We start from the raw sequence: 23,765 nt of genomic DNA on the forward strand, positions 1-23,765 counted from the left end.
ACAGGATAGATTATACATTTAGCTTCCCTATTAAGGTGAAATCATATAATATAGTACGTAGGTGTAAAGTAAGCAAGGGGAGTGATCTTGGATGATTGAATGGTATTTTGAATATGAAATACATAAAAACCGACCTGGCTTGCTTGGTGACGTTTCTTCGTTAATCGGTATGCTCGGCATTAATATTGTCACAATTAATGGTGTAGATAATGCACGACGTGGGTTACTTCTTATGTGTGATAATCAAGAGCAAATCTCTAGACTTGAATCAATTTTAAATACGATGGATAACATAACGGTAACGAAATATCGTCCGCCCAAGCTAAGAGATAAGCTAGCAGTTAGGCATGGTAGGTACATACAACGAGATGCAGATGATAAGAAAACATTTCGATTTGTGCGTGATGAATTAGGCTTACTTGTAGACTTTATGGCAGAAATTATGAAAAAAGAAGGCCATAAACTAATTGGGATACGCGGAATGCCTCGTGTCGGAAAAACAGAATCCATTGTTGCTGCAAGTGTTTGTGCAAATAAAAGGTGGTTATTTGTATCATCTACTCTTATTAAGCAAACTGTTCGTAGTCAATTAATTGAAGATGAGTATAGCGATGACAATATTTTCATCCTAGATGGAATTGTGTCAACGAAGCGTGCTAACGAAAGACATTGGCAGCTCGTTCGTGAAATTATGAGATTGCCTGCAACAAAAGTTGTAGAACATCCTGATGTATTTGTGAGTCAGTCAGAATACACATTGGATGATTTTGATTATATTATCGAGTTGCGCAACGATTATGATGAAGAAATTCAATATAATTTAGTAGATGAAATTGAGCAAGGTACGCAAAATAATTTCTCTATGTTTGACTTTTAAAGAAATATTGAGGTGTTAGTAGTGACGGAATTGGGACAAAAGCTGAAAGAAGCAAGAGAAGCGAAAGGCTTGACTATTGATCAGCTGCATGAGATTACAAAAATTCAAAAACGCCATTTAGTGGCAATTGAAGAAGGCAATTATGATGTATTGCCAGGAGCTTTTTATGCGCGTGCATTCATTAAACAATACGCAGATGCGGTTGGATTAAATGGAGAGGAACTGCTTGTAGAACATCAGAGTACGATACCACAATCTGAGAAGCGTGAAGTTCCACAAGTATCAACGGGACAAAAAACACAAGAAACAATGCAAAAATCTTCATCATGGCCAATTGCAGATCACATGCCGAAAATCTTAGTTGCGTTGTTAGTAATCGCAGTTGGAGTGGTAATCTGGTTTGTGTTTCAAGCGTTAACTGGAAAAGATGATGAAAAAGTTCCGAGTGCTCAAAGTGAGAAAATTGAAGTTCAAAAAGCAAAAGATTCTCCGTTAGATACGAAGAAAGATGAAGCGAAAGCGGAAGAACCAAAAAAAGAGGAACCAAAGAAAGAAGAACCAAAGAAAGAAGAGCAACCAGCACCACCAACGGGACAGCAAGAAGTGAAAGTAGTTGGAACAACTGGTAAGGTATCTACTTTGGAAATTCATAATAATAAAACGTTAGAATTGGAAATCATAGCGAAGGGTACAAGCTATGTAGATGTTAAAGATGATGCGGGTAACGAAATTTTAAACACTACAGTACAAGGTGGTCAAACAGAAAAACGTGATGTATCAACATTAAAAGAAGTACGACTTAATATTGGAAATGCAACGAATGTTGAAGTTAAACTGAATGGCCAAGTGGTTGCTTTCCCATTGGACCCAGAAAAAGAACTTCACCAAAGATTGGTGATAAAAAACCAAGGGATAGGGCAACCTGCACAATAACAGTCATCGCTTCGATGACTTTTTTCAATGAACAAATGTTTTTGATATGATGGAGGAATAGCTGTGAATTTACCAAATAAAATTACAATATCTAGAATCTTCTTAATTCCAATTTTCATGGTAATTATGTTAGCGCCCTTTAATTGGGGTTCATACACAATTGGTGATGTTGATTTACCAATTCAACATTTAGTGGGGGCACTTATCTTTATCGTTGCTTCAGCTACAGATTGGATTGATGGACATTACGCAAGGAAGTATAATCTTGTAACGAACTTAGGAAAGTTTCTTGATCCGTTAGCTGATAAATTACTGGTTTCAGCAGCACTTATTACATTGGTAGAGATGCGATATGTACCGGCTTGGATTGTTATTGTAATTATCAGTCGTGAGTTTGCTGTAACAGGTTTACGTCTTGTACTTGCTGGAACAGGGGAAGTAGTTGCGGCAAATCAGCTAGGGAAAATTAAGACATGGACACAAATTATTGCGATTGCAGCATATTTATTACACGATGTACCTTTAAATTTAATCCATATTCCAGTTGCGGATATCTTCATATGGATTGCATTAATCTTTACTGTTATTTCAGGATGGGATTATTTCTGGAAAAATAGAGCTGCTTTTGTAAACTCAAAATAGAAGTTTATGGGGGAATTGGGATGAATGCTGAGATTATTGCGGTTGGAACTGAATTATTACTTGGACAAATTGCAAATACAAATGCCCAGTTTTTATCTGAAAAGTTGGCTTCAATTGGAATTAACGTGTACTATCATACTGTTGTTGGTGATAATAATAAGCGACTGCAAAAGGCGATTGAAGCTGCGGAAGAACGTGCTGATATCCTTATTTTTACAGGTGGGTTAGGACCGACAAAAGATGATTTAACGAAAGAAACGATAGCGACTAGTTTAGATGAAAAGCTTGTGTATGATGAAAAGGCATTAGACTTAATAAGTAATTACTTTAAGCGTACAGGCCGTGAATTTACGGAGAATAATAAAAAGCAAGCGCTCGTTTTAAATGGAGCAACAGTATTTGCAAATGACCACGGTATGGCGCCGGGTATGGGGGTAAATAAGAACGGAAAAGTTTATATTTTATTACCAGGGCCGCCAAAAGAAATGAAACCAATGTATGTAAGTTACGTAGAGCCTTTTTTACGTAATTTTACAACAGGAGAAAACATTTATTCACGTGTGCTTCGTTTCTTCGGTATTGGGGAGTCCCAATTAGAGGTGAAAGTTCAAGATTTAATTGATGGACAAACAAACCCAACAATTGCCCCGCTAGCAAATGATGGAGAAGTGACATTACGTTTAACCGCTAAGCATCAAAATGTTAGCGAAGCGGAGAAACTAATTCAACATGTGGAAGATTTGATTTTAGAAAGAGTAGGAGAATTTTTCTACGGATATGACCAAGAATTTTTGCATTATAAGGCAATCGAGTTATTGAAGAGAAAAGGGTTAACTTTAGCATGTGCAGAAAGTTTAACAGGTGGTCTTTTTGGAAATCAAGTAACTGGAAATGCTGGTGTTTCTTCTGTATTTAAGGGCGGTGTCATTTGTTATCATAATGATGTGAAGCAACATGTTTTACGTGTGCCTGAAGAAGTATTGCATACTGATGGTGCAGTTAGTAAGGAATGTGCTCGTTATCTTGCTGAAAATGTTAAGGATTTATTAAAAGCGGATATCGGAATTAGTTTCACTGGGGTAGCAGGGCCAGATGCTTCAGAACAGAAAGAGCCAGGAACAGTATTTGTTGGATTAGCGATTAAAGGTGAACAAACTGCAGTCTTTCCTCTTAATTTAAGTGGAAGTCGTCAACAAATTAGAGAACGATCAGCAAAATATGGATTTTATCATTTATATAAAAAGCTAGAAGAGATATAAGTTTCTTCTAGCTTTTTTTATAGTTAAATTCCGTATTTGTGTGATGGAAAATAAAAAAATCGAATAAATGTTCGATTTTTGTTGGCAAATTGAATTGAAAATAGGTATAATAAGATTAGCAATTCAGTTAAGGAGGAATTTTGAATGAGTGATCGTCAAGCGGCATTAGATATGGCGTTAAAACAAATAGAGAAGCAATTCGGTAAAGGTTCAATTATGAAATTAGGAGAACAAGCGGAACGTAGAATTTCTACAATTTCAAGTGGTTCTTTAGCACTTGATGTGGCGCTAGGGGTAGGCGGATACCCACGTGGCCGTATTATCGAAATTTACGGACCTGAAAGTTCAGGTAAAACGACAGTTTCATTACATGCAATTGCAGAAGTACAACGTCAAGGTGGACAAGCAGCATTCATCGATGCGGAGCACGCAATGGATCCTGTATATGCACAAAAATTAGGCGTTAACATAGATGAATTACTATTATCACAGCCTGATACAGGGGAGCAAGGATTAGAAATCGCAGAAGCACTTGTACGAAGTGGTGCGGTTGACATTATCGTAATTGACTCTGTAGCAGCTCTTGTACCGAAAGCAGAGATTGAAGGAGACATGGGTGACTCACACGTAGGTTTACAAGCACGTTTAATGTCACAAGCACTTCGTAAGCTTTCAGGAGCAATCAACAAATCAAAAACAATTGCAATCTTTATTAACCAAATTCGTGAAAAAGTTGGGGTTATGTTCGGAAACCCAGAAACAACTCCAGGTGGTCGTGCGTTGAAATTCTATTCAACTGTCCGTCTTGAAGTGCGTCGTGCGGAGCAATTAAAGCAAGGTAACGACATCGTTGGTAATAAAACAAAAGTAAAAGTAGTGAAAAATAAAGTAGCGCCACCATTCCGTGTTGCTGAAGTTGATATTATGTACGGAGAAGGTATTTCAAGAGAAGGTGAAATCTTGGATATGGCTTCTGAGCTTGATATCGTTCAAAAGAGCGGTGCTTGGTATTCTTATAATGAAGAACGTTTAGGACAAGGTCGTGAAAATTCGAAGCAATTCTTAAAAGAGAATACGGACTTAAGAGAGGAAATTGCCTTCTTTGTTCGTGATCATCACGGAATTGGTGAAGATTCTGGTGTGGAAGACACGGAAGATTCAACTCTTCAAGATTAAAAAATAAAAGACACGGGTCCCGTGTCTTTTATTTTTTACCTTCTATTAAAGGGGTATCTATCGTAGTGGTTAAAATATTTTTTTGACTCAAATGGGATGTGTAAAGAGGAATATTCATGCGTTTTAAGGGGATAAAATGGTATTTACTAAGGTTTTCCAGGATAATATGCTATCAATTTTTCAAATTCAGATAACATTCAGGACTGAAGGTAAAGAAAGTAAAAGTAGACAACGCTTGACAATGAAAATTACGATAGATACAATGAGAATGTATATTTTTTCTTATATACGATATACTCTTCTCAAGAAGAGAAGTAATATTCGGAGTAAGGTTTAAAACTTACCGAAATAATAATATGACATTTTAATTGTGAAATGAAGAAAGTCCCTTAAAAAAGCGGGACGACGGTCTTTGCTGTATGTTGTAATTTAATGTACATGCCGACAGTCTTTTTTCATTCATAGCAAGGGGAGGTGAAATCATGAGTAGTACAGTTTGGATACTCATCTCCATTTTGCTTGCAACAACAGTCGGTGCAGTTGTTGGCTTTTTTGTTCGAAAGTCTATTGCTGAAGCGAAGATTAATGGTGCGGCTAATGAAGCGAAACGTATTCTAGACGAAGCGAATCGTGAGGCTGAAGCACTTAAGAAAGAAGCGCTTTTAGAAGCAAAGGATGAAATTCATACACTTCGTACAGAAGCTGAATTAGAAATTCGTGACCGTAGAAGCGAATTACAAAAACAAGAAAATCGTTTAATGCAAAAAGAAGAGAACCTTGATCGTAAAGACGAAACGCTCGATAAACGCGAGCAGCAGTTAGAGAAGAAAGAGGATTCTCTTGTAGCGAGACAACAACAGATTGAAGAGTTGGAAAGCAAAGTGGGAGAGTTAGTTCAAAAGCAACAAACAGAATTAGAGCGCATTTCCAATCTGACACGCGAACAAGCGAAAGCAATTATTCTTGGTAAAGTAGAAAATGAAGTTTCTCATGAAATCGCTGTTATGGTAAAAGAAAGTGAAGTTCGCGCGAAAGAAGAAGCGGATAAGAAAGCAAAAGAGATTTTATCTCTTGCAATGCAAAGATGTGCAGCTGATCATGTTGCTGAAACAACCGTTTCGGTTGTAAATCTTCCAAATGACGAAATGAAGGGACGTATTATCGGGCGTGAAGGTCGTAATATTCGTACGTTAGAAACGTTAACGGGTATTGACTTAATTATCGATGATACACCAGAGGCGGTAATCCTTTCTGGATTCGATCCAATTCGTCGTGAAACAGCTCGTATCGCTCTTGATAAACTAGTACAGGACGGACGTATTCACCCAGCGCGTATTGAAGAGATGGTCGAAAAATCAAGACGTGAAGTGGACGAGTATATTCGCGAAGTCGGAGAGCAAACAACGTTTGAAGTGGGTGTTCATGGATTACACCCAGATTTAATTAAAATTTTAGGTCGTTTAAAATACCGTACAAGTTATGGACAAAACGTCTTAAAACACTCTATGGAAGTTGCATATTTAACTGGACTTATGGCAGCAGAGCTTGGCGAGGATGAAAAACTAGCAAGACGTGCTGGTCTATTACATGATATCGGAAAAGCGATTGACCATGAAGTAGAAGGTAGCCACGTTGAAATTGGTGTTGAACTCGCAACGAAATATAAAGAGCATCCTGTAGTTATAAACAGTATCGCATCTCACCATGGTGACACAGAACCAACTTCTATCATTGCAGTTTTAGTTGCAGCAGCAGATGCTTTATCAGCTGCAAGACCGGGAGCTCGTAGTGAAACGCTTGAAAACTACATTCGTCGTCTTGAAAAGTTAGAAGAGATTTCAGAGTCTTATGAAGGCGTTGAAAAATCATTTGCAATTCAAGCAGGACGTGAAGTTCGTATTTTGGTAAAACCAGATACAATCGATGATTTAGAAGCTCATCGTTTAGCTCGTGATATCCGAAAACGTATTGAAAATGAACTGGATTACCCAGGACATATTAAAGTAACTGTTATTCGTGAAACACGTGCAGTGGAATACGCAAAATAAAGTGGTGAAACACCACTTTATTTTTTTGTGTTGGAATTGGATAAAATAAAGACAGTTAGTTATATAGCGTAAAAGTGAAACAAACTTATAATAAACATATTATAAGGAATTTCCTTAATGCTATAGCAATAAAAAATGCAGTACATAGAAAGGGTAAGACATATGAGAATATTATTTGTTGGGGATGTAGTAGGATCTCCTGGTAGAGGTATGATTCAACAATACGTACCGGCATTAAAGAAAAAATATACACCTACAGTAACAATCATTAATGGAGAAAACGCAGCAGGTGGCCGTGGGATTACAGAAAAAATATATCGAAACTTTTTAGAGTGTGGGGCGCAAGCAGTTACACTTGGAAACCATGCTTGGGATAATCGTGAAGTATTTGAATTCATCGATGATGCAAAATATCTTGCAAGACCAGCTAACTTCCCAGAAGGAACTCCAGGAAAAGGACTTATCTTTGTGAACTGTAATGGAACAGAAGTTGCAGTTATTAACTTACAAGGACGTACTTTCCTTCCTCCGATTGATTGTCCATTCCGTAAAGTGGATGAATTAATTAATATTGCGAAAAAACGTACGAATATTATCTTTGTTGATTTCCATGCGGAGACTACAAGTGAAAAACAAGCGCTAGGTTGGTATGTAGATGGACGTGCTACAGCAGTAGTAGGTACGCATACGCATGTCCCTACAGCGGATAACCGTATTTTACCAAGCGGAACGGCATATATTACAGATGTTGGGATGACAGGGCCATATGATGGAATATTAGGTATGGACCGAGAAGCGGTATTGAAGAAGTTTTTAACGAACTTACCAGTACGATTTGAAGTAACAAGTGGTAGAACGCAATTAAGTGCAGTGTTAATTGATGTGGATCCAAATACAGGAAAAGCAAAGAAAATTGAGCGTATTTTAATTAATGACGATCAACCATTTTTTGAGTAAATTTCCGTTAAATTTTAGATAAGTTATTATATTTTAATTTTTTAGAAAAATTACGAAAATTTAGCAGGAATACGCGCCATTCCTCGTGAATATAAGTTAAAGTGAAATAATTGCTAATACTTTTTAAAGAAACGAGGAGGAAACGCGGAATGGAAATATTAAAAGTTAAAGCAACGTCGGTCCCTAATTCTGTAGCTGGTGCACTTGCAGGTGTTATTCGCGAACGCGGAACAGCAGAAATTCAAGCTATTGGTGCAGGTGCATTGAACCAAGCGGTAAAGGCAGTAGCAATCGCAAGAGGATTTGTAGCGCCTAGTGGTTTGGACCTGATTTGTATCCCAGCGTTTACAGATATTATGATTGATGGCGAAGAGCGTACAGCAATAAAATTAATTGTAGAACCTCGTTAAGTTTTAAACAACCTGTTTGCAGTATGCAAACAGGTTGTTTTTATAATGGAGGAATGAAAATGAAAATTTTTGATGCTCATTGTGACGTGCTTCTTCAGTTATGGAGTGCACAAGGGAAAAGGAATTTTAACGATGATTCACAATTACATATTACATTTGAACAGTTAAAGAGAAGAAAAGGAAGTATACAATGTTTTGCTATATATGTACCAGAAACAGTGGCATATGAAAACCGATTTGAAGCAGCATTACAAATGGTAGATATTTTTTATAATGAAATTTTATCCCTACCAGGTGTAAAGTTTATTCAGACAAAAGATGATATTAACATGTTAAAACAGGACGAGGTTGGAGCGATATTAACACTAGAAGGATGCGAAGCAATTGGAAAAGAAGCAATGAAATTACGGTTGTTGTATCGCCTAGGAGTACGTTCTTTTGGACTAACATGGAATTATGCCAATCTCTTAGCTGATGGTGCGCTAGAGACACGTGGGGCGGGTTTAACGAATTTTGGTAAACAGGTTGTACAAGAACTGAATGCGCTACATGTATGGACTGATGTGTCTCATCTAAATGAAAGAAGTTTTTGGGATGTTATAGAGATTGCAAAAAATCCTATTGCTTCCCACTCAAATTGTATGAAACTTTGCGAGCACCCACGTAATTTAAACGATGAACAACTTAAAGCTCTTATAAAGAAAAATGGCATGATCGGTGTCACTTTTGTACCGCAGTTTCTAACAAGTGAAAGGCAAGCAAATATAACTGATATCATAAAACATATCGAATATATTTGCTCGCTAGGTGGAGAAAACAATATAGGGTTTGGTTCAGATTTTGATGGGATTGTAGATACGGTTGTCAATGTATCTGCCTATGGAGATTATGAAAATGTCATGAATGAGCTGTATAAATACTATGCTGCATCTACTGTAGAAAGATTTTTATATGATAATTTTGTTGAACATATGAGTTTTTAAGTTTGTGGTTTAAAATTCAGAAAAATTAAAATTAATTCATTTGATTTTATTGCTTTTTTTAAGACCTAATACTAGAATGAAAAACAAAATAGCTTTATACTAAAGATTCAGGGAAATCAGAAGAGGCATAATTTGCGTCCGTTGTAGTTTATTTGCATAAAAAATGCTAAACTATTACTGTAAAAAAATACACTACAATGAATGCAGCCAAAAGGGGTGTAGGAGATGATTAGTCAACTTTCATGGAAAGTTGGAGGCCAACAAGGTGAAGGAATTGAAAGTACAGGAGAAATCTTCTGTATTGCATTAAACCGATTAGGATATTACCTATACGGTTACCGCCACTTCTCATCACGTATAAAAGGCGGCCATACAAATAATAAAATTCGTGTAAGTACAACAGAAGTACGCGCGATCTCAGATGATTTAGATATTTTAATTGCTTTTGACCAAGAAACAATTGATTTTAACTTCCACGAACTACGTCCAGGTGGAATTGTAGTTGCGGATGCAAAATTTAATCCAACAATACCCGACAATACAGATGTAAATCTATATGTGATACCGTTTACAGATATTGCTTCAGAATTAGGCACATCATTAATGAAAAACATGGTTGCTGTTGGAGCATCAAGTGCAGTATTAGGATTAGACGAAACAGCTTATTTAGATGTTGTTGAAGAAATCTTTGGTCGTAAAGGAGAGCAAGTCGTTCAAAAGAATATGGACGCAATTAAACGCGGCTCTCAATATATGAAAGAATTACTAGGTGAGAAAGTAAACATGATGCAGCTTGAAAAAGCTGATGGTAAAAAACGCATGTTTATGATTGGAAACGATGCAATCGCATTTGGTGCGGTAGCTGGTGGTGCTCGTTTTATGTCAGCATACCCAATCACACCTGCATCAGAAATTATGGAATACTTAATTAAAAAATTACCGAAAGTCGGCGGAACAGTAATCCAAACTGAGGATGAAATTGCAGCTTGTACAATGGCAATCGGCGCAAACTATGCTGGTGTTCGTACATTAACTGCATCTGCTGGTCCTGGTCTGTCATTAATGATGGAAGCAATCGGTTTAGCAGGTATTACAGAAACCCCATTAGTAATTGTTGATACACAACGTGGTGGTCCAAGTACGGGATTACCAACGAAACAAGAACAGTCTGACTTAATGGCGATGATTTACGGTACGCATGGTGAAATTCCAAAAATCGTAATGGCGCCAAGTACAGTTGAAGAAGCTTTCTATGACATTGTAGAAGCATTTAACTTATCTGAAGAATATCAAGTTCCTGTTATTTTCTTAACAGATTTACAGCTTTCGTTAGGAAAACAAACAGTAGAACCACTTAAATTAGATAAAGTGGAAATCCGTCGTGGTAAGCTTGATTTAGAAGCAGAATTACCAGAACGTGAAAATAAAGCATACTTCAAGCGTTATGAAGTAACTGAAGACGGCGTTTCGCCGCGTGTTTTACCTGGTATGAAAAATGGTGTTCACCATGTTACAGGTGTAGAACATGATGAAACTGGAAAGCCATCGGAATCAGCAATAAACCGTAAAGATCAAATGGACAAACGTTTCCGTAAAATGGAGAACTTGAAGTTTAATACCCCTGTTTATAAAAATGTTAAGCATGAAGAAGCAGATGTATTGCTTGTTGGATTTAACTCAACTCGTGGTGCGATCGAAGAGGCAATGACGCGTTTAGAACAAGAGGGTATGAAAGTAAACCATGCTCATGTGCGTTTAATTCACCCGTTCCCAACAGCTGAAATCGATCCACTTGTGAAAAAGGCGAAGCGTGTTGTAGTAGTAGAAAACAATGCAACAGGTCAGCTTGCTAACATTATGAAAATGAATCTTGGTAATGGTGAGAAAATTTCTAGTCTTTTAAAATATGATGGAAACCCATTCTTGCCGAAAGAGATTTACAACGAATGCAAAAAAGGGGTTGTATTAAATGGCAACATTTAAGGACTTTCGTAACAGTGTAAAGCCAAACTGGTGCCCAGGTTGCGGAGACTTCTCAGTGCAAGCTGCAATTCAACGTGCAGCAGCTAACGTTGGCTTAAATCCAGATGAACTTGCTGTTATTTCTGGTATCGGCTGTTCAGGCCGTATTTCAGGTTATATTAATTCATATGGTGTGCATAGTATTCATGGTCGTGCCCTTCCAATTGCACAAGGTGTGAAAATGGCAAATCGTGATTTAACAGTTATCGCTTCAGGTGGTGACGGTGATGGATTTGCGATTGGTATGGGACATACAATCCATTCTATTCGTCGTAATATCGACATTACGTACATCGTAATGGATAACCAAATTTACGGGTTAACAAAAGGGCAAACTTCACCACGTAGTGAAGCGGGATTTAAAACGAAAAGCACACCACAAGGTTCAATTGAACCATCACTAAATGTAATGGAAATGGCTTTAACAGCTGGTGCGACATTTGTGGCGCAAAGCTTTTCGAGTGATTTAAAAGAATTAACACAAATTATTGAAGCTGGTATTAACCATAAAGGATTTTCATTAATTAACGTATTTAGCCCATGTGTTACTTACAATAAAGTAAATACTTACGATTGGTTTAAAGAGAACTTAACGAAACTAAGCACAGTAGAGGGATATGATCCATCTAATCGCATGATGGCTATGCAAACGTTAATGGAAAATAACGGTTTAGTAACAGGTTTGATTTATCAAAATACTAAGCAACCATCATATCAAGAACTTGTTAAAGGCTATAGTGAAGAGCCTTTAGTGAAATCTGATTTAAATATGGATCAGAAAATGTTTGATGAGCTTGTTGCTGAATTTATGTAATGTAAGAAGAGGAGGTTGCCGATTTGGCAACCTTTTTTATGTGCAAAAAATATAGGGTAGTTTTATTTACTTAGAAAATTCAGAATGGTAAAATAATATGTAAATCGTTGTATGAAAATGGCAAGTTCATTGCTTATGAAATGTAAGATACTAAAGGGCCTCTGAATTGTTAAAATTGGCGAAACACGTCATACTATGGTAATGTTTATAGGGATAAAGCAATATGCTTTTGGGTAGGACAACAAGAAATGATAAAAAGGGAATGTCTATTTGCGTGGGGAAGACTTCATTCTTATGAATGATTAGATTGATTACTCAAGTTTCAAAGGACAAGTTATCTCCAAGCTATCTAACCATTTTTGAGGTGAGTCTAAGCGCATTAAAATGGACTATAGAGTGTGTATAGTTAAGGGTGAAAGGAGATTACCGATGAACGAGCAACAACGATTAGCAAGTCAACAAGCAAATTCCTCTACGAAAAAAGAAGAGAAAGATTATAGTAAATACTTTGAAAGTGTATATCAACCACCTTCCTTAAAGGATGCGAAAAAGCGCGGGAAAGAAGAAGTTAAAATTGAGCGGGATTTTGGCTTACCTGAAGAGTTTCGCAATTTTGGTACAGGCCGAAAGTTCTATATTCGTACATATGGTTGTCAAATGAATGAGCATGATACGGAAGTAATGGCAGGTATTTTCACAACACTTGGATATGAACCAACTTTTTCAACTGAAGATGCAGATGTAGTTTTATTAAACACTTGTGCCATTCGTGAAAATGCTGAAAATAAAGTGTTTGGTGAACTAGGCCATTTAAAGTCACTAAAACGAAGAAATCCGGACCTTTTAATTGGTGTATGTGGTTGTATGTCTCAAGAAGAATCTGTTGTAAATAAAATTATGCAAAAAAATCAGCATGTAGATATGGTGTTTGGAACGCATAATATTCATAGATTACCGTACATTCTAAAAGATGCGATGTTCTCGAAGGAAACGGTAGTTGAAGTTTGGTCAAAGGAAGGCGACGTAATTGAAAACCTTCCGAAAGTACGTCGTGGTGATATTAAAGCTTGGGTAAATATTATGTATGGCTGTGATAAGTTCTGTACGTATTGTATTGTACCGTATACACGAGGAAAAGAGCGAAGTAGACGTCCAGAAGATATTATCCAAGAGATTCGTCACTTAGCTGCGAATGGTTATAAAGAAATTACATTACTTGGACAGAACGTAAATGCATATGGTAAAGATTTTGAAGATGTAAAATACGGTCTTGGTGATTTAATGGACGAACTTCGTAAAGTTGATATAGCCCGTATTCGTTTTACAACGAGCCATCCACGTGATTTCGATGATCACTTAATTGAAGTACTTGGCAAAGGTGGCAACCTAGTAGAACATATCCATTTACCAGTTCAATCTGGAAGTACAGATATGTTGAAAATTATGGCGCGTAAATATTCGCGTGAGCATTATTTAGAACTTGTAAGAAAAATTAAAGAAGCAATTCCAGATGCAGTATTAACAACAGATATTATCGTTGGTTTCCCAAATGAAACAGATGAGCAATTTGAAGAAACGATGTCGTTATATCGTGAAGTAGGATTTGATACTGCCTTTACATTTATTTATTCTCCTCGCGAAGGTACACCAGCTGCAAAAATGAAAGATAATGTACCGATGGAAGTAAAGAAAGAACGTCTTCAACGCTTAAATACACTAGTAAATACGTTGGCAATTGAAAAGAATAGTCGTTATAAAGGTCAAATTGTAGAAGTGTTAGTTGATGGGGAAAGTAAAAATAATCCGGAAGTACTTGCAGGTTATACTCGTACGAATAAACTTGTAAACTTCGTTGCTTCAAAATCTTTAATTGGTCAGCTTGTGAAAGTAAAAGTAACGGAAGCAAAAACTTGGTCTCTTAACGGGGAATTAGTTGAAGAGCCGATTGAGGTGAAATAATAGATGAAAGTATATTCGAAAGATGACATTGTTGAACAAGCGAAAGAATTAGCAAAAATGATTTCTGAAACAGAAGAGGTTGATTTTTTTAAGAAAGCAGAGGCGCAAATTCATAAAAATGAAAATGTAAAGCGCGCAATCGATGAAATTAAAGCACTGCAAAAACAAGCAGTAAACTTGCAACATTACGGGAAATGGGAAGCTTTAAAAAAGGTAGAAGCTGAAATTGATGCATTGCAAGATAAGTTAGACAGTATTCCAGTTGTACAAGAATTTAAATCTTCACAAACATATGTAAATGACTTATTACAGTTAGTTGCTAGTACAATTTCTAACAACGTAACAGATGAAATATTAATTTCAACTGGTGGCGATGTACTTAAGGGTGAAACTGGCGCAGCGGTAGAAAGTAAAAAAGGAAATTGTGGTTGTTAAAGAGATGTCATATTGACATCTCTTTTTTTTAGTTGATTAAACGTAAGTTCTTCTCAAAAAAAGAATGACACATTCCGCTATTGTCACGCATATGATTAAGTGAATAGTGATTGAGGAGGGTTACGAATGTCCGAATTTAGAGAGATTATTACAAAAGCAGTGGTTGGAAAAGGACGTAAGTATACAAAGTCAACGCATACATGTGAATCGAATAATGAACCAACAAGTATTTTAGGGTGCTGGGTAATTAACCACTCGTACGAAGCAAGAAAGAATGGGAAGCATGTGGAAATTGAAGGTTTCTATGATGTGAACACTTGGTATTCATTTGATGGAAATACAAAGACTGAAGTTGTAACAGAACGCGTGAACTACACGGACGAAGTCAGCATTGGTTATCGTGATAAAAACTTTTCTGGTGACGATTTAGAAATTATTGCTCGTGTTATTCAGCCACCAAATTGTTTAGAAGCGCTTGTATCACCAAACGGTAATAAAATTGTTGTAACTGTAGAACGTGAATTTGTAACAGAAGTAGTTGGAGAAACGAAAATTTGTGTAAGTGTAAATCCTGAAGGCTGCGTAGAATCAGATGATGATTTCCAAATTGCTGATGATGAATTTGAAGAATTAGATCCGAACTTTATCGTTGATGCAGAAGAAGAGTAATAGAAAGCTAGGGAGAAGTTCTTCCTAGCTTTTTACTTTACATAAGTGGCGCTGAATGAACATGATTCTTTATGAAATATGTTATAATGAAGATAGACTCCTGAAATAGGAGATATGGATGTCCGTGAAATGTGACATATATGAAAATTGATTACTATGTAAGAATTATGGAGGAAAAGTATGACGCAATATACCCCTATGATACAGCAATATTTAAAGGTTAAGGCAGACTATCAAGATGCCTTTTTATTTTTCCGATTAGGCGATTTTTATGAAATGTTCTTTGAAGATGCCGTTAAAGCAGCTCATGAGCTTGAGATTACATTAACGAGCCGAGATGGTGGCAGTAGTGATCGTATACCGATGTGCGGTGTACCCCATCATGCAGCTAAAAATTATATTGAACAACTTGTTGAAAAAGGATATAAAGTTGCTGTTTGTGAGCAAGTGGAAGATCCAAAAACAGCTAAAGGTGTAGTGCGCCGTGAAGTAGTACAACTAATTACGCCAGGAACGATGATGGAAGGGCGTACAATTGATGAGAAAGAAAACAACTTCTTAGCCGCATTAACACATTTTGAAGATGGATCATATGCTTTAGCTTGTAATGATTTAACGACTGGACAAAATACAGTAACGTTATTGACTGGTTCAGTAGAAGATATTTTATTGGAAGTGTATGCAACTGGTTCGAAAGAAATTGTTGTAGATTCTTCATTTTCTAAAGATGAATTAAATAAATTAACTGAAACGTTAAAAATGACAATTTCATATGAAGATGCAACGGCAATTCCTGAAGGATTAGAACATCTTGTGAAAAATGTTTCGCAAGCAAAGTTAATTAAAGCAATTGGACGCTTATTTAACTATGTGATAAGAACGCAAAAACGTTCATTAGATCATTTACAACCTGTAGAAATTTATTATACGAATCAATTTATGAAAATTGATGTGCATTCAAAGCGAAATTTAGAGCTGACGGAAACACTTCGAACGAAAGAAAAAACAGGATCATTATTATGGCTATTGGATAAAACAAAAACAGCTATGGGTGGTCGTATGTTAAAACAGTGGATGGAACGTCCACTTATTCAGAAAGAAAAAGTTGAAGAGCGTTTAGAAATGGTTGAAACATTTGTAAATGATTACTTCTTACGTGAAGATTTAAAAGAAAAATTAAAAGAAGTATATGATTTAGAACGTTTAGCAGGAAAAGTTGCATTTGGTAATGTCAATGCAAGGGACTTATTACAGTTAAGACGATCTTTACTTCAAGTGCCAGCTATTTTAGAAGCGATTAGTTTGTTAGATAATGCTTATGCAGCAAGGTTAATTCAAGGAGCGGATCCATGTGAGAGCTTAACTGAATTACTAGGAAGAAGTATTCAAGAAAACCCACCGCTTTCTATTAAAGATGGAGATATTATTAAAGACGGTTATAATGACAAGCTTGATCAATATCGTTACGTTAGTAAAAACGGAAAAACGTGGATCGCTGAGCTTGAAAAACGAGAGCGTGATATTACAGGAGTTAAATCGTTAAAAATCGGGTACAACCGTATTTTCGGCTACTACATTGAAGTGACGAAGGCGAATCTTGCAGCACTTCCAGAAGGCCGCTACGAACGAAAACAAACGCTTGCTAATGCTGAACGTTTCATTACAGATGAACTGAAAGAAAAAGAAACGTTAATTTTAGAAGCAGAAGAAAAAATTGTACAACTAGAATACGATTTATTTACAGCGCTTCGTGAAGAAGTAAAAGTATTTATTCCGAAATTACAACATTTAGCAAAAGTAATTAGTGAATTAGACGTACTGCAAAGTTTTGCGACAGTTAGTGAAGAAGAACAGTTTGTAAAACCTGTACTAACAACGAAGCGTGAAATCTTTATTAAAGATGGTCGTCATCCTGTCGTTGAAAAAGTATTGAACGGGAAATTGTATGTACCGAATGATTGTATTATGCCAGAGAAGATGGATGTCTTTTTAATTACAGGACCGAACATGTCTGGTAAAAGTACGTATATGAGACAATTAGCACTTGTAACTGTTATGTCGCAAATCGGTTGTTTCGTACCAGCAACAGAAGCAGTATTACCTGTATTTGATCAAATCTTTACGAGAATTGGTGCAGCGGATGATTTAATATCAGGTCAAAGTACATTTATGGTCGAAATGTTAGAAGCGAAAAATGCAATTGCAAACGCATCAGAAAGAAGTTTAATTTTATTCGATGAAATTGGACGAGGTACATCTACGTATGATGGTATGGCACTTGCACAAGCAATCATTGAACATATTCATGACCAAATTGGTGCAAAAACGTTATTCTCTACGCATTATCATGAATTGACTGTGTTAGAAGAGAGTTTAGATCAACTGAAAAATGTACACGTTTCAGCAATTGAAGAGAATGGAAAAGTAGTATTCCTTCATAAAATTCAAGATGGAGCAGCTGATAAAAGTTACGGAATTCACGTTGCGCAACTTGCAGAGCTTCCAGATAGCTTAATCGCCCGCGCGAAAGAAGTGTTAGCACAACTAGAAGGACAGGAAGAAATTATTATTCCAAAGCGTGTAGAAGTAAAGGTACAAGAAGTTGTTCCAGAACCTGTAGTTGTAAAAGAAGAACCGGCAGAAATACAAGAAAAGAAAGAAGAGACTGAAGAAGAGTCACAACTATCTTTCTTTGGAGGAGACCAATCTTCAAAAAAACAAGACAAGCCTGTGCTTGATCAAAAAGAAAGCGCAGTGCTTGCGCAAATTAAAAAAATTGATTTACTTGATATGACACCTTTAGAAGCGATGAACGAATTGTATCGCTTACAGAAGAAGTTAAAGAAAGGATGAGTAAGTAGATGGGGAAAATTCGCAAACTCGATGACCAACTCTCAAACTTAATTGCGGCAGGGGAAGTAGTAGAGCGCCCTGCTTCAGTCGTAAAAGAACTTGTGGAAAATTCTATCGATGCGAATAGTACATCTATTGAAATCCACTTAGAAGAAGCTGGGTTATCGAAAATTCGTATCATTGATAACGGTGATGGTATTGCAGAAGAAGACTGTATCGTCGCTTTTGAACGCCATGCGACGAGTAAAATTAAAGATGAAAACGATCTGTTTCGCATAAGAACACTCGGTTTCCGCGGTGAGGCATTGCCGAGTATTGCCTCTGTTAGTGAATTAGAATTAATTACTAGCACAGGTGATGCGCCTGGTACACACCTCATAATTAAAGGTGGAGACATTATAAAACAAGAGAAAACTGCGAGCCGAAAAGGAACAGATATTACAGTACAAAACTTATTCTTTAATACACCAGCGCGTCTTAAATATATGAAAACCATTCATACGGAGCTCGGGAATATTACAGATATCGTGTATCGTATTGCAATGTCACATCCAGAAGTATCGTTAAAACTGTTTCATAATGAAAAGAAATTGCTTCATACATCAGGTAACGGTGATGTAAGGCAAGTACTTGCATCGATTTACAGTATTCAAGTTGCGAAGAAGCTTGTTCCAATTGAAGCTGAATCTTTAGACTTTACAATTAAAGGCTATGTAACATTACCAGAAGTAACAAGAGCATCTCGTAATTATATGTCAACGATCGTAAATGGTCGTTACGTTCGAAACTTTGTACTAATGAAAGCAATTCAGCAAGGATACCATACATTACTGCCAGTCGGCCGGTATCCAATTGGCTTCTTATCGATTGAAATGGATCCAATGCTAGTTGACGTTAACGTACATCCAGCGAAGTTAGAGGTTCGTTTTAGTAAAGAACAAGAATTGCTAAAGCTGATCGAAGAAACATTGCAAGCTGCATTTAAAAAAATACAGCTCATTCCAGATGCAGGCGTAACAACGAAGAAAAAAGAAAAAGACGAAAGTGTGCAAGAACAGTTCCAGTTTGAGCATGCAAAGCCGAAAGAACCATCTATGCCGGACATTGTTTTACCAACTGGAATGGATGCAAAACAAGAAGAACCGCAGGCTGTGAAACAGCCACCACAACTGTGGCAACCGCCGAAACAAGAATGGCAACCACCACAGTCGCTCATAAGAGAAGAACAAAGTTGGCAACCATCTACTAAACCGATAATCGAAGAACCAATTCAAGAAGAGAAATCGTGGGACAGTAATGAAGAGGACTTTGAACTAGAGGAATTAGAAGAAGAAGTTCGGGAAATAAAAGAGATTGAAATGAACGGGAATGACTTACCACCACTTTATCCAATTGGACAAATGCATGGAACATATATTTTCGCTCAAAATGATAAAGGCTTATATATGATTGACCAGCATGCCGCGCAGGAACGTATTAATTATGAATACTTCCGTGATAAAGTAGGAAGGGTAGCGCAAGAAGTACAAGAGTTACTTGTACCGTACCGTATTGATCTATCTCTTACTGAATTTTTACGTGTCGAAGAACAGTTAGAAGAACTAAAAAAAGTCGGGCTATTTTTAGAACAATTCGGCCATCAATCCTTTATCGTCCGCTCGCATCCAACATGGTTCCCGAAAGGACAAGAAACAGAAATTATCGATGAAATGATGGAGCAAGTTGTTAAACTAAAAAAAGTTGATATTAAAAAGTTACGTGAAGAAGCAGCCATCATGATGAGCTGTAAAGCATCCATTAAAGCGAATCAATATTTAACGAACGATCAAATATTTGCCTTACTGGAAGAATTACGTACAACAACAAATCCATACACATGCCCACACGGAAGACCGATTCTTGTGCATCATTCTACTTATGAGTTGGAGAAGATGTTTAAGAGGGTTATGTAGAGTGAATAAAATTACTTTTCAAAAGGGAGCAACATTTACTGTTGCTCCCTTTTAATATGTAGATTTAATTGTTAAACGAAAATAAGGTGGAGTAATTTTGCAGTTTATTTCTTGGTTGCGTTAGCTTAAATTTATCTATGTATAAAAAAGCGCTGTATACAGCACTTTTTAAAAGGTGCATGAATTGTATAATAAAGGTTTCTACATTACTAACCAAATAACTATGCATGGCCAAATGTTGCTTCTTATTTGGCTAATTGTTATAAGGATCTATACAATTATTTATTTTTATTATTATTGATTTTTTCAGTGTATAGAACTTGCTCTTTATAGTGCTTCTTAATTGGAAAGTTATGTGTACCTGTCCCGTTCTTGAATTTTTTATCAATGGGGTTCTTTAGAGGAACTGTTGTAGTTTCAGTAAATTCATATGGGTAATTTATTTTAGATTTATCTTCAAACATGAAAATGCCTCCTTTTAGGATCTCCTAAATTCTTTACTATAACATGATATGCATATAGATTTTTTTTGGACTAGTTATTTATATAGGTTAATGGAATTTAATTACATAACCACTGAAACATTTTAAAGGAAAACAATTTGAGAAGAAATGGTAAGGATAGCTGTTAGCTCCTATTGTTGTTTTTTTGTTTGACAGCACAGTGAATTATGCATATAAATTCAATATAGATTGTTTTTATAATATGGTTTATATGGGGTTTTCCTGATAATATAATGTGGGATATTATAGTGTTATTAGGTTATTAGGAACATTTAATGCTGTTTCATAACTGAAAGGAAATTGAAAAAAAACTGAAACTTTTCTCATAAAAATTCAATCTAACTTGAAAAATGAAAGGAAAATGAAATTTTCCAAAAGATATTCTTTGTTAAGATAAAAAGCATACATACAAAAAGTATTGACATATCTTAAAAATGTATTTTCAAGATATAGTGGGGGAAAAGATGAGATTAGAAAAACAATTAATAAAAAAGGTGTATTATGAAACATTCCTAATGGAAAATGAAACAAAACCAACTCTTGACGTACTTGGACAAGCTTATGTAAACGAAGAAAAAAATCAGATTTCTGATGGGTCTTATATTCGTTTTGCACAAGGTGAATTTTATTATCGTCATCAAGATTTTGAAGCAGCTATTTTTAAATGGGAGAAGGTTAGTAATGAATTAGCACCATGGGCACAAAAAAATATTGCGGATGCTTATTTCGAACTTAATCAATTATCATTTGCTGAAAATATTTATACTTCCGTTACTACTGATAATAAAATATTGATGACCGAAATTAGATTACAATTACTTTCTCTTTACATTGAGCAAAATAATTTTGACTCAGCTTTCGGTGTTATTAAAGAAGCAGTTTCTTTAAATCCTGATTATCCGAATGTCACAAAAATTGCCCGTTCCTTTTATGAGGAACAGCAAGATTTTGATAGTGCAGTAGAGCTTGCTGTGAATGAGTTAATTCGAATAGAATCGTATCCGTGGTTTGAGGTGTTAAAAGGATATATCGATAAAGGGTTTACTAAACATATTTCACCAGACTATTTTTATGATGCATTAGCTACATTAAATAATGTAGATCAAGTACAATTTACACAAATGGTTTCATCACTTTGGAACAGTTATAAAGATGAACAAAATTATTTATTATGGCTTAATACAATAAATGAATTTTTCTTACATATTGAAATACATTCGTCCGATATATGGAACAAAGTTTCTGCTCTTTACGAAGAAACGTACTTTGCATTAATTCAAGGTCAATATACGCTTAGACAATTAAACGATATCATACCAAATCTGTTAGCAAATTGGTTAAAGGTAGTCAATCCATCTTATGCTGTATTTCCATCTGCAGCTGTATTGGCATGGGATGAGATTTTCCCTTCCAAAATAGATTCAGCAAATATAGAACATGCGGAAAATTTACTGTCACATTCTATTAATCATGTAAATGGCTTAGAGTACAGCTTACATCTTTTTGAATCTATTACACAATGGGCACAAAAGCACAATATAGAAATAGGTCACCGATTTAAATGGCTAGTTGACGAGCTCGCAGATTTAAGAACAAATCGTATTTTAGTAACGGGAACTTCAGGAAACGGAAAAACTACATTTATTAACTCTATATTAGGAGAAAATATATTAGAAAAATCAATTTCAAATGTAGTAGTTTTAAAAAATGATGCTCATATAGAAATAAACGCCATAACAGACTCAGCAATTACAACAACGGAAGATGTCTCTGATTACCATAATATGATGTCTCAGCACCATCAAACATATAGAGATAGAGCGTGTGTTGAATTTAAATTACCATGCAGATTTTTAAATGAAAATAAACTTACATTTGTAGTGACACCTGGCTTTAATAGGAATAACGACACTAGAGATGAGATATTCGAATATTTAAATTCTGTAGACGAATTACTATTCGTATTGAATGCGGATTCACCTTTTACTGATAAAGAACGTGACATTCTATTAAGTATTCAAGAACATACGCCAAATTTACAAATTCATTTCTTATTAAATAAAATCGATAACATTTACAGTGAAGCAGAAGTAAAAAGGGTATTACATGATACGGCAGCGAGAATAAACACATATTTCCCACATGCGAGAATTTTCCCTTATTCTTCGTTATATACAAGTAGTCAACAATTAAATGATTTAACTGAGTTTATTCATTTTAACTTTAATCATAAACATATCGATGCAGAACGTACTGAAAAGTTATTATATTTCATTCGAAAAACAATTACATATCTTTTGGATAAACGTGTTGAGAAAGAAAACAATCTAGTGGATGCTATTAATTGGAATGAAGATATGCTAGTGAAACTAAACGGTAGCATTAATAACCTTACTGCATTTGAGAGGGAAAAAATTCATTTCATTACACAATCATATCGTTCAATGAAGACTGAAATTACGAATGATCTTACTGAAAATATCCCGAAGATATTAAAGAGTTGTTCTAATATAATTAGTGAAGAAAGTGATTTCGGGCACATGGATACGGAACTAAATAAAGAAATGAATGAAAGAGTGCATAAATATTTAGAACAAACTGTACTACCTAATCTTGCTCTTTCTATGCAAAATTGGATTGCAACTTCTAATAATGAGCTTCTTCAAAGCCAAACGTATTTAGAAGAACTTAGTGAAGGGCTTAATTCACTATTTGGAGAAAATAGAATACAGTTAGAATGTGACTTTAAAGTGCTTGATGACTGGCGCAGAGATACTGACAGGATGACGACTAGAATACAAATGGATGAAGTAAATATTTTACGTCGATTTACGCCAGCACAATTTTTACTGAAAAGTGCCGGTAAATTATTTGGAGTTCTTCCTAAAAATAAATCTATGCTATATAACAAATACAAACAGTATGTAGAAAATGAAGATTATACTGAGGTAACGGCTTCTATTATGAAGAAATTTTTCTTGCAATTTGAGCTGTTTGAAAACACACAAGAGCGAGATATTAATATATTCTTTAGGAATCCATTTAACTCCTTAAAGCAAGCTGTAGAAAACACGCATTTAGAAATACAAGAAAAACAAGAGATATTACATAAGATGAAATCAAATCCTGAAATCTATCATGATTCTATCATGCTCTTTGAATTGAGATTGCGTCAATGTGAAGTAATTTTAAATATAGGTAATGATAATACCTATACGGATGTAGCTTTAGAAACAAGCGTAGAATAAAAGTAAAAGGGAGCAACTGTAATAA

The 23,765-nt window shown here is 35.7% G+C and carries 18 protein-coding genes; 17 read left to right on the forward strand and 1 reads right to left on the reverse strand.

Annotated features, from left to right (window positions below):
- The first annotated feature begins 91 nt into the window (after positions 1 to 91).
- The 16 genes from AC1Q8L_RS13635 (at position 92) to mutL (ending at position 19,989) form a co-directional block, all read left to right on the forward strand.
- The gene (locus AC1Q8L_RS13635) at positions 92 to 877 is read left to right on the forward strand and encodes a DUF3388 domain-containing protein (RefSeq protein WP_000574107.1); all 786 of its coding nucleotides are present in this window, start codon (positions 92 to 94) and stop codon (positions 875 to 877) included.
- Between the two features lie 21 nt (positions 878 to 898).
- Positions 899 to 1,810, forward strand: coding sequence for a helix-turn-helix domain-containing protein (locus tag AC1Q8L_RS13640; RefSeq protein ID WP_000137474.1), 912 nt, complete (start codon positions 899 to 901; stop codon positions 1,808 to 1,810).
- Between the two features lie 63 nt (positions 1,811 to 1,873).
- Complete coding sequence (gene pgsA, locus AC1Q8L_RS13645; protein ID WP_001052977.1) at positions 1,874 to 2,452, forward strand: CDP-diacylglycerol--glycerol-3-phosphate 3-phosphatidyltransferase; 579 nt, start codon at positions 1,874 to 1,876, stop codon at positions 2,450 to 2,452.
- A 20-nt stretch (positions 2,453 to 2,472) separates the two neighbouring features.
- Positions 2,473 to 3,711: a competence/damage-inducible protein A gene (locus tag AC1Q8L_RS13650; protein ID WP_000990700.1), complete on the forward strand. Its 1,239-nt coding sequence runs from the start codon at positions 2,473 to 2,475 to the stop codon at positions 3,709 to 3,711.
- A 144-nt stretch (positions 3,712 to 3,855) separates the two neighbouring features.
- Positions 3,856 to 4,887: a recombinase RecA gene (recA, locus tag AC1Q8L_RS13655; RefSeq protein WP_001283854.1), complete on the forward strand. Its 1,032-nt coding sequence runs from the start codon at positions 3,856 to 3,858 to the stop codon at positions 4,885 to 4,887.
- 482 nt (positions 4,888 to 5,369) lie between these two features.
- A complete protein-coding gene (rny, locus tag AC1Q8L_RS13660; RefSeq protein ID WP_000099769.1) occupies positions 5,370 to 6,935 on the forward strand; it encodes a ribonuclease Y in 1,566 nt (521 codons plus the stop codon).
- A gap of 162 nt (positions 6,936 to 7,097) precedes the next feature.
- On the forward strand, positions 7,098 to 7,892 hold the full coding sequence (locus AC1Q8L_RS13665) for a TIGR00282 family metallophosphoesterase (protein WP_001221097.1): 795 nt from the start codon (positions 7,098 to 7,100) through the stop codon (positions 7,890 to 7,892).
- Between the two features lie 149 nt (positions 7,893 to 8,041).
- Positions 8,042 to 8,302, forward strand: a complete 261-nt coding sequence (gene spoVS / locus AC1Q8L_RS13670; protein WP_000404341.1) for a stage V sporulation protein SpoVS — start codon at positions 8,042 to 8,044, stop codon at positions 8,300 to 8,302.
- A 59-nt stretch (positions 8,303 to 8,361) separates the two neighbouring features.
- Positions 8,362 to 9,285 (forward strand): dipeptidase, encoded by a 924-nt coding sequence (locus AC1Q8L_RS13675; protein WP_000688047.1) that lies wholly within the window; start codon positions 8,362 to 8,364, stop codon positions 9,283 to 9,285.
- A 225-nt stretch (positions 9,286 to 9,510) separates the two neighbouring features.
- Positions 9,511 to 11,268 (forward strand): 2-oxoacid:acceptor oxidoreductase subunit alpha, encoded by a 1,758-nt coding sequence (locus tag AC1Q8L_RS13680; protein ID WP_000625417.1) that lies wholly within the window; start codon positions 9,511 to 9,513, stop codon positions 11,266 to 11,268.
- The gene (locus AC1Q8L_RS13685) at positions 11,255 to 12,121 is read left to right on the forward strand and encodes a 2-oxoacid:ferredoxin oxidoreductase subunit beta (RefSeq protein ID WP_000190155.1); all 867 of its coding nucleotides are present in this window, start codon (positions 11,255 to 11,257) and stop codon (positions 12,119 to 12,121) included. Before AC1Q8L_RS13680 ends, AC1Q8L_RS13685 begins: the two co-directional genes overlap by 14 nt.
- 429 nt (positions 12,122 to 12,550) lie before the next feature.
- Positions 12,551 to 14,080, forward strand: a complete 1,530-nt coding sequence (miaB, locus tag AC1Q8L_RS13690) for a tRNA (N6-isopentenyl adenosine(37)-C2)-methylthiotransferase MiaB (protein ID WP_001005393.1) — start codon at positions 12,551 to 12,553, stop codon at positions 14,078 to 14,080.
- 3 nt (positions 14,081 to 14,083) lie between these two features.
- Complete coding sequence (locus tag AC1Q8L_RS13695; protein ID WP_000870460.1) at positions 14,084 to 14,515, forward strand: YlbF/YmcA family competence regulator; 432 nt, start codon at positions 14,084 to 14,086, stop codon at positions 14,513 to 14,515.
- Positions 14,516 to 14,641: 126 nt separating this feature from the next.
- Positions 14,642 to 15,184 carry an outer spore coat protein CotE gene (gene cotE, locus AC1Q8L_RS13700; RefSeq protein WP_001288799.1) on the forward strand — a complete coding sequence of 181 codons (543 nt, stop codon included), beginning with the start codon at positions 14,642 to 14,644 and terminating at the stop codon, positions 15,182 to 15,184.
- 180 nt (positions 15,185 to 15,364) lie between these two features.
- Entirely contained in the window at positions 15,365 to 18,037 is a 2,673-nt protein-coding gene (gene mutS, locus AC1Q8L_RS13705) for a DNA mismatch repair protein MutS (protein ID WP_000195993.1), read from the forward strand.
- Between the two features lie 8 nt (positions 18,038 to 18,045).
- Complete coding sequence (gene mutL, locus AC1Q8L_RS13710; RefSeq protein WP_000516465.1) at positions 18,046 to 19,989, forward strand: DNA mismatch repair endonuclease MutL; 1,944 nt, start codon at positions 18,046 to 18,048, stop codon at positions 19,987 to 19,989.
- A gap of 278 nt (positions 19,990 to 20,267) precedes the next feature.
- Here mutL and AC1Q8L_RS13715 read toward each other — a convergent pair whose 3' ends face one another.
- The gene (locus AC1Q8L_RS13715) at positions 20,268 to 20,453 is read right to left on the reverse strand and encodes a hypothetical protein (protein ID WP_000461138.1); all 186 of its coding nucleotides are present in this window, start codon (positions 20,451 to 20,453) and stop codon (positions 20,268 to 20,270) included.
- Between the two features lie 503 nt (positions 20,454 to 20,956).
- Between AC1Q8L_RS13715 and AC1Q8L_RS13720 the strand changes: the two genes are divergently transcribed.
- On the forward strand, positions 20,957 to 23,740 hold the full coding sequence (locus AC1Q8L_RS13720) for a dynamin family protein (RefSeq protein WP_001235336.1): 2,784 nt from the start codon (positions 20,957 to 20,959) through the stop codon (positions 23,738 to 23,740).
- The last annotated feature ends 25 nt before the right edge of the window (positions 23,741 to 23,765 follow it).

This window comes from Bacillus sp. GW823-FHT06A11 (assembly GCF_058795355.1).

What these genes read in the sequence shown, in the direction of transcription:
- mutS (WP_000195993.1), top strand. Translation starts at nt 15,365, where the DNA reads ATGACGCAATATACCCCTATGATACAGCAATATTTAAAGGTTAAGGCA.
- cotE (WP_001288799.1), top strand. Translation starts at nt 14,642, where the DNA reads ATGTCCGAATTTAGAGAGATTATTACAAAAGCAGTGGTTGGAAAAGGA.
- miaB (WP_001005393.1), top strand. Translation starts at nt 12,551, where the DNA reads ATGAACGAGCAACAACGATTAGCAAGTCAACAAGCAAATTCCTCTACG.
- AC1Q8L_RS13635 (WP_000574107.1), top strand. Translation starts at nt 92, where the DNA reads ATGATTGAATGGTATTTTGAATATGAAATACATAAAAACCGACCTGGC.
- rny (WP_000099769.1), top strand. Translation starts at nt 5,370, where the DNA reads ATGAGTAGTACAGTTTGGATACTCATCTCCATTTTGCTTGCAACAACA.
- AC1Q8L_RS13650 (WP_000990700.1), top strand. Translation starts at nt 2,473, where the DNA reads ATGAATGCTGAGATTATTGCGGTTGGAACTGAATTATTACTTGGACAA.
- AC1Q8L_RS13720 (WP_001235336.1), top strand. Translation starts at nt 20,957, where the DNA reads ATGAGATTAGAAAAACAATTAATAAAAAAGGTGTATTATGAAACATTC.
- AC1Q8L_RS13715 (WP_000461138.1), bottom strand. Translation starts at nt 20,453, where the DNA reads ATGTTTGAAGATAAATCTAAAATAAATTACCCATATGAATTTACTGAA.
- AC1Q8L_RS13680 (WP_000625417.1), top strand. Translation starts at nt 9,511, where the DNA reads ATGATTAGTCAACTTTCATGGAAAGTTGGAGGCCAACAAGGTGAAGGA.
- AC1Q8L_RS13675 (WP_000688047.1), top strand. Translation starts at nt 8,362, where the DNA reads ATGAAAATTTTTGATGCTCATTGTGACGTGCTTCTTCAGTTATGGAGT.
- AC1Q8L_RS13685 (WP_000190155.1), top strand. Translation starts at nt 11,255, where the DNA reads ATGGCAACATTTAAGGACTTTCGTAACAGTGTAAAGCCAAACTGGTGC.
- spoVS (WP_000404341.1), top strand. Translation starts at nt 8,042, where the DNA reads ATGGAAATATTAAAAGTTAAAGCAACGTCGGTCCCTAATTCTGTAGCT.
- recA (WP_001283854.1), top strand. Translation starts at nt 3,856, where the DNA reads ATGAGTGATCGTCAAGCGGCATTAGATATGGCGTTAAAACAAATAGAG.
- mutL (WP_000516465.1), top strand. Translation starts at nt 18,046, where the DNA reads ATGGGGAAAATTCGCAAACTCGATGACCAACTCTCAAACTTAATTGCG.
- AC1Q8L_RS13665 (WP_001221097.1), top strand. Translation starts at nt 7,098, where the DNA reads ATGAGAATATTATTTGTTGGGGATGTAGTAGGATCTCCTGGTAGAGGT.
- AC1Q8L_RS13695 (WP_000870460.1), top strand. Translation starts at nt 14,084, where the DNA reads ATGAAAGTATATTCGAAAGATGACATTGTTGAACAAGCGAAAGAATTA.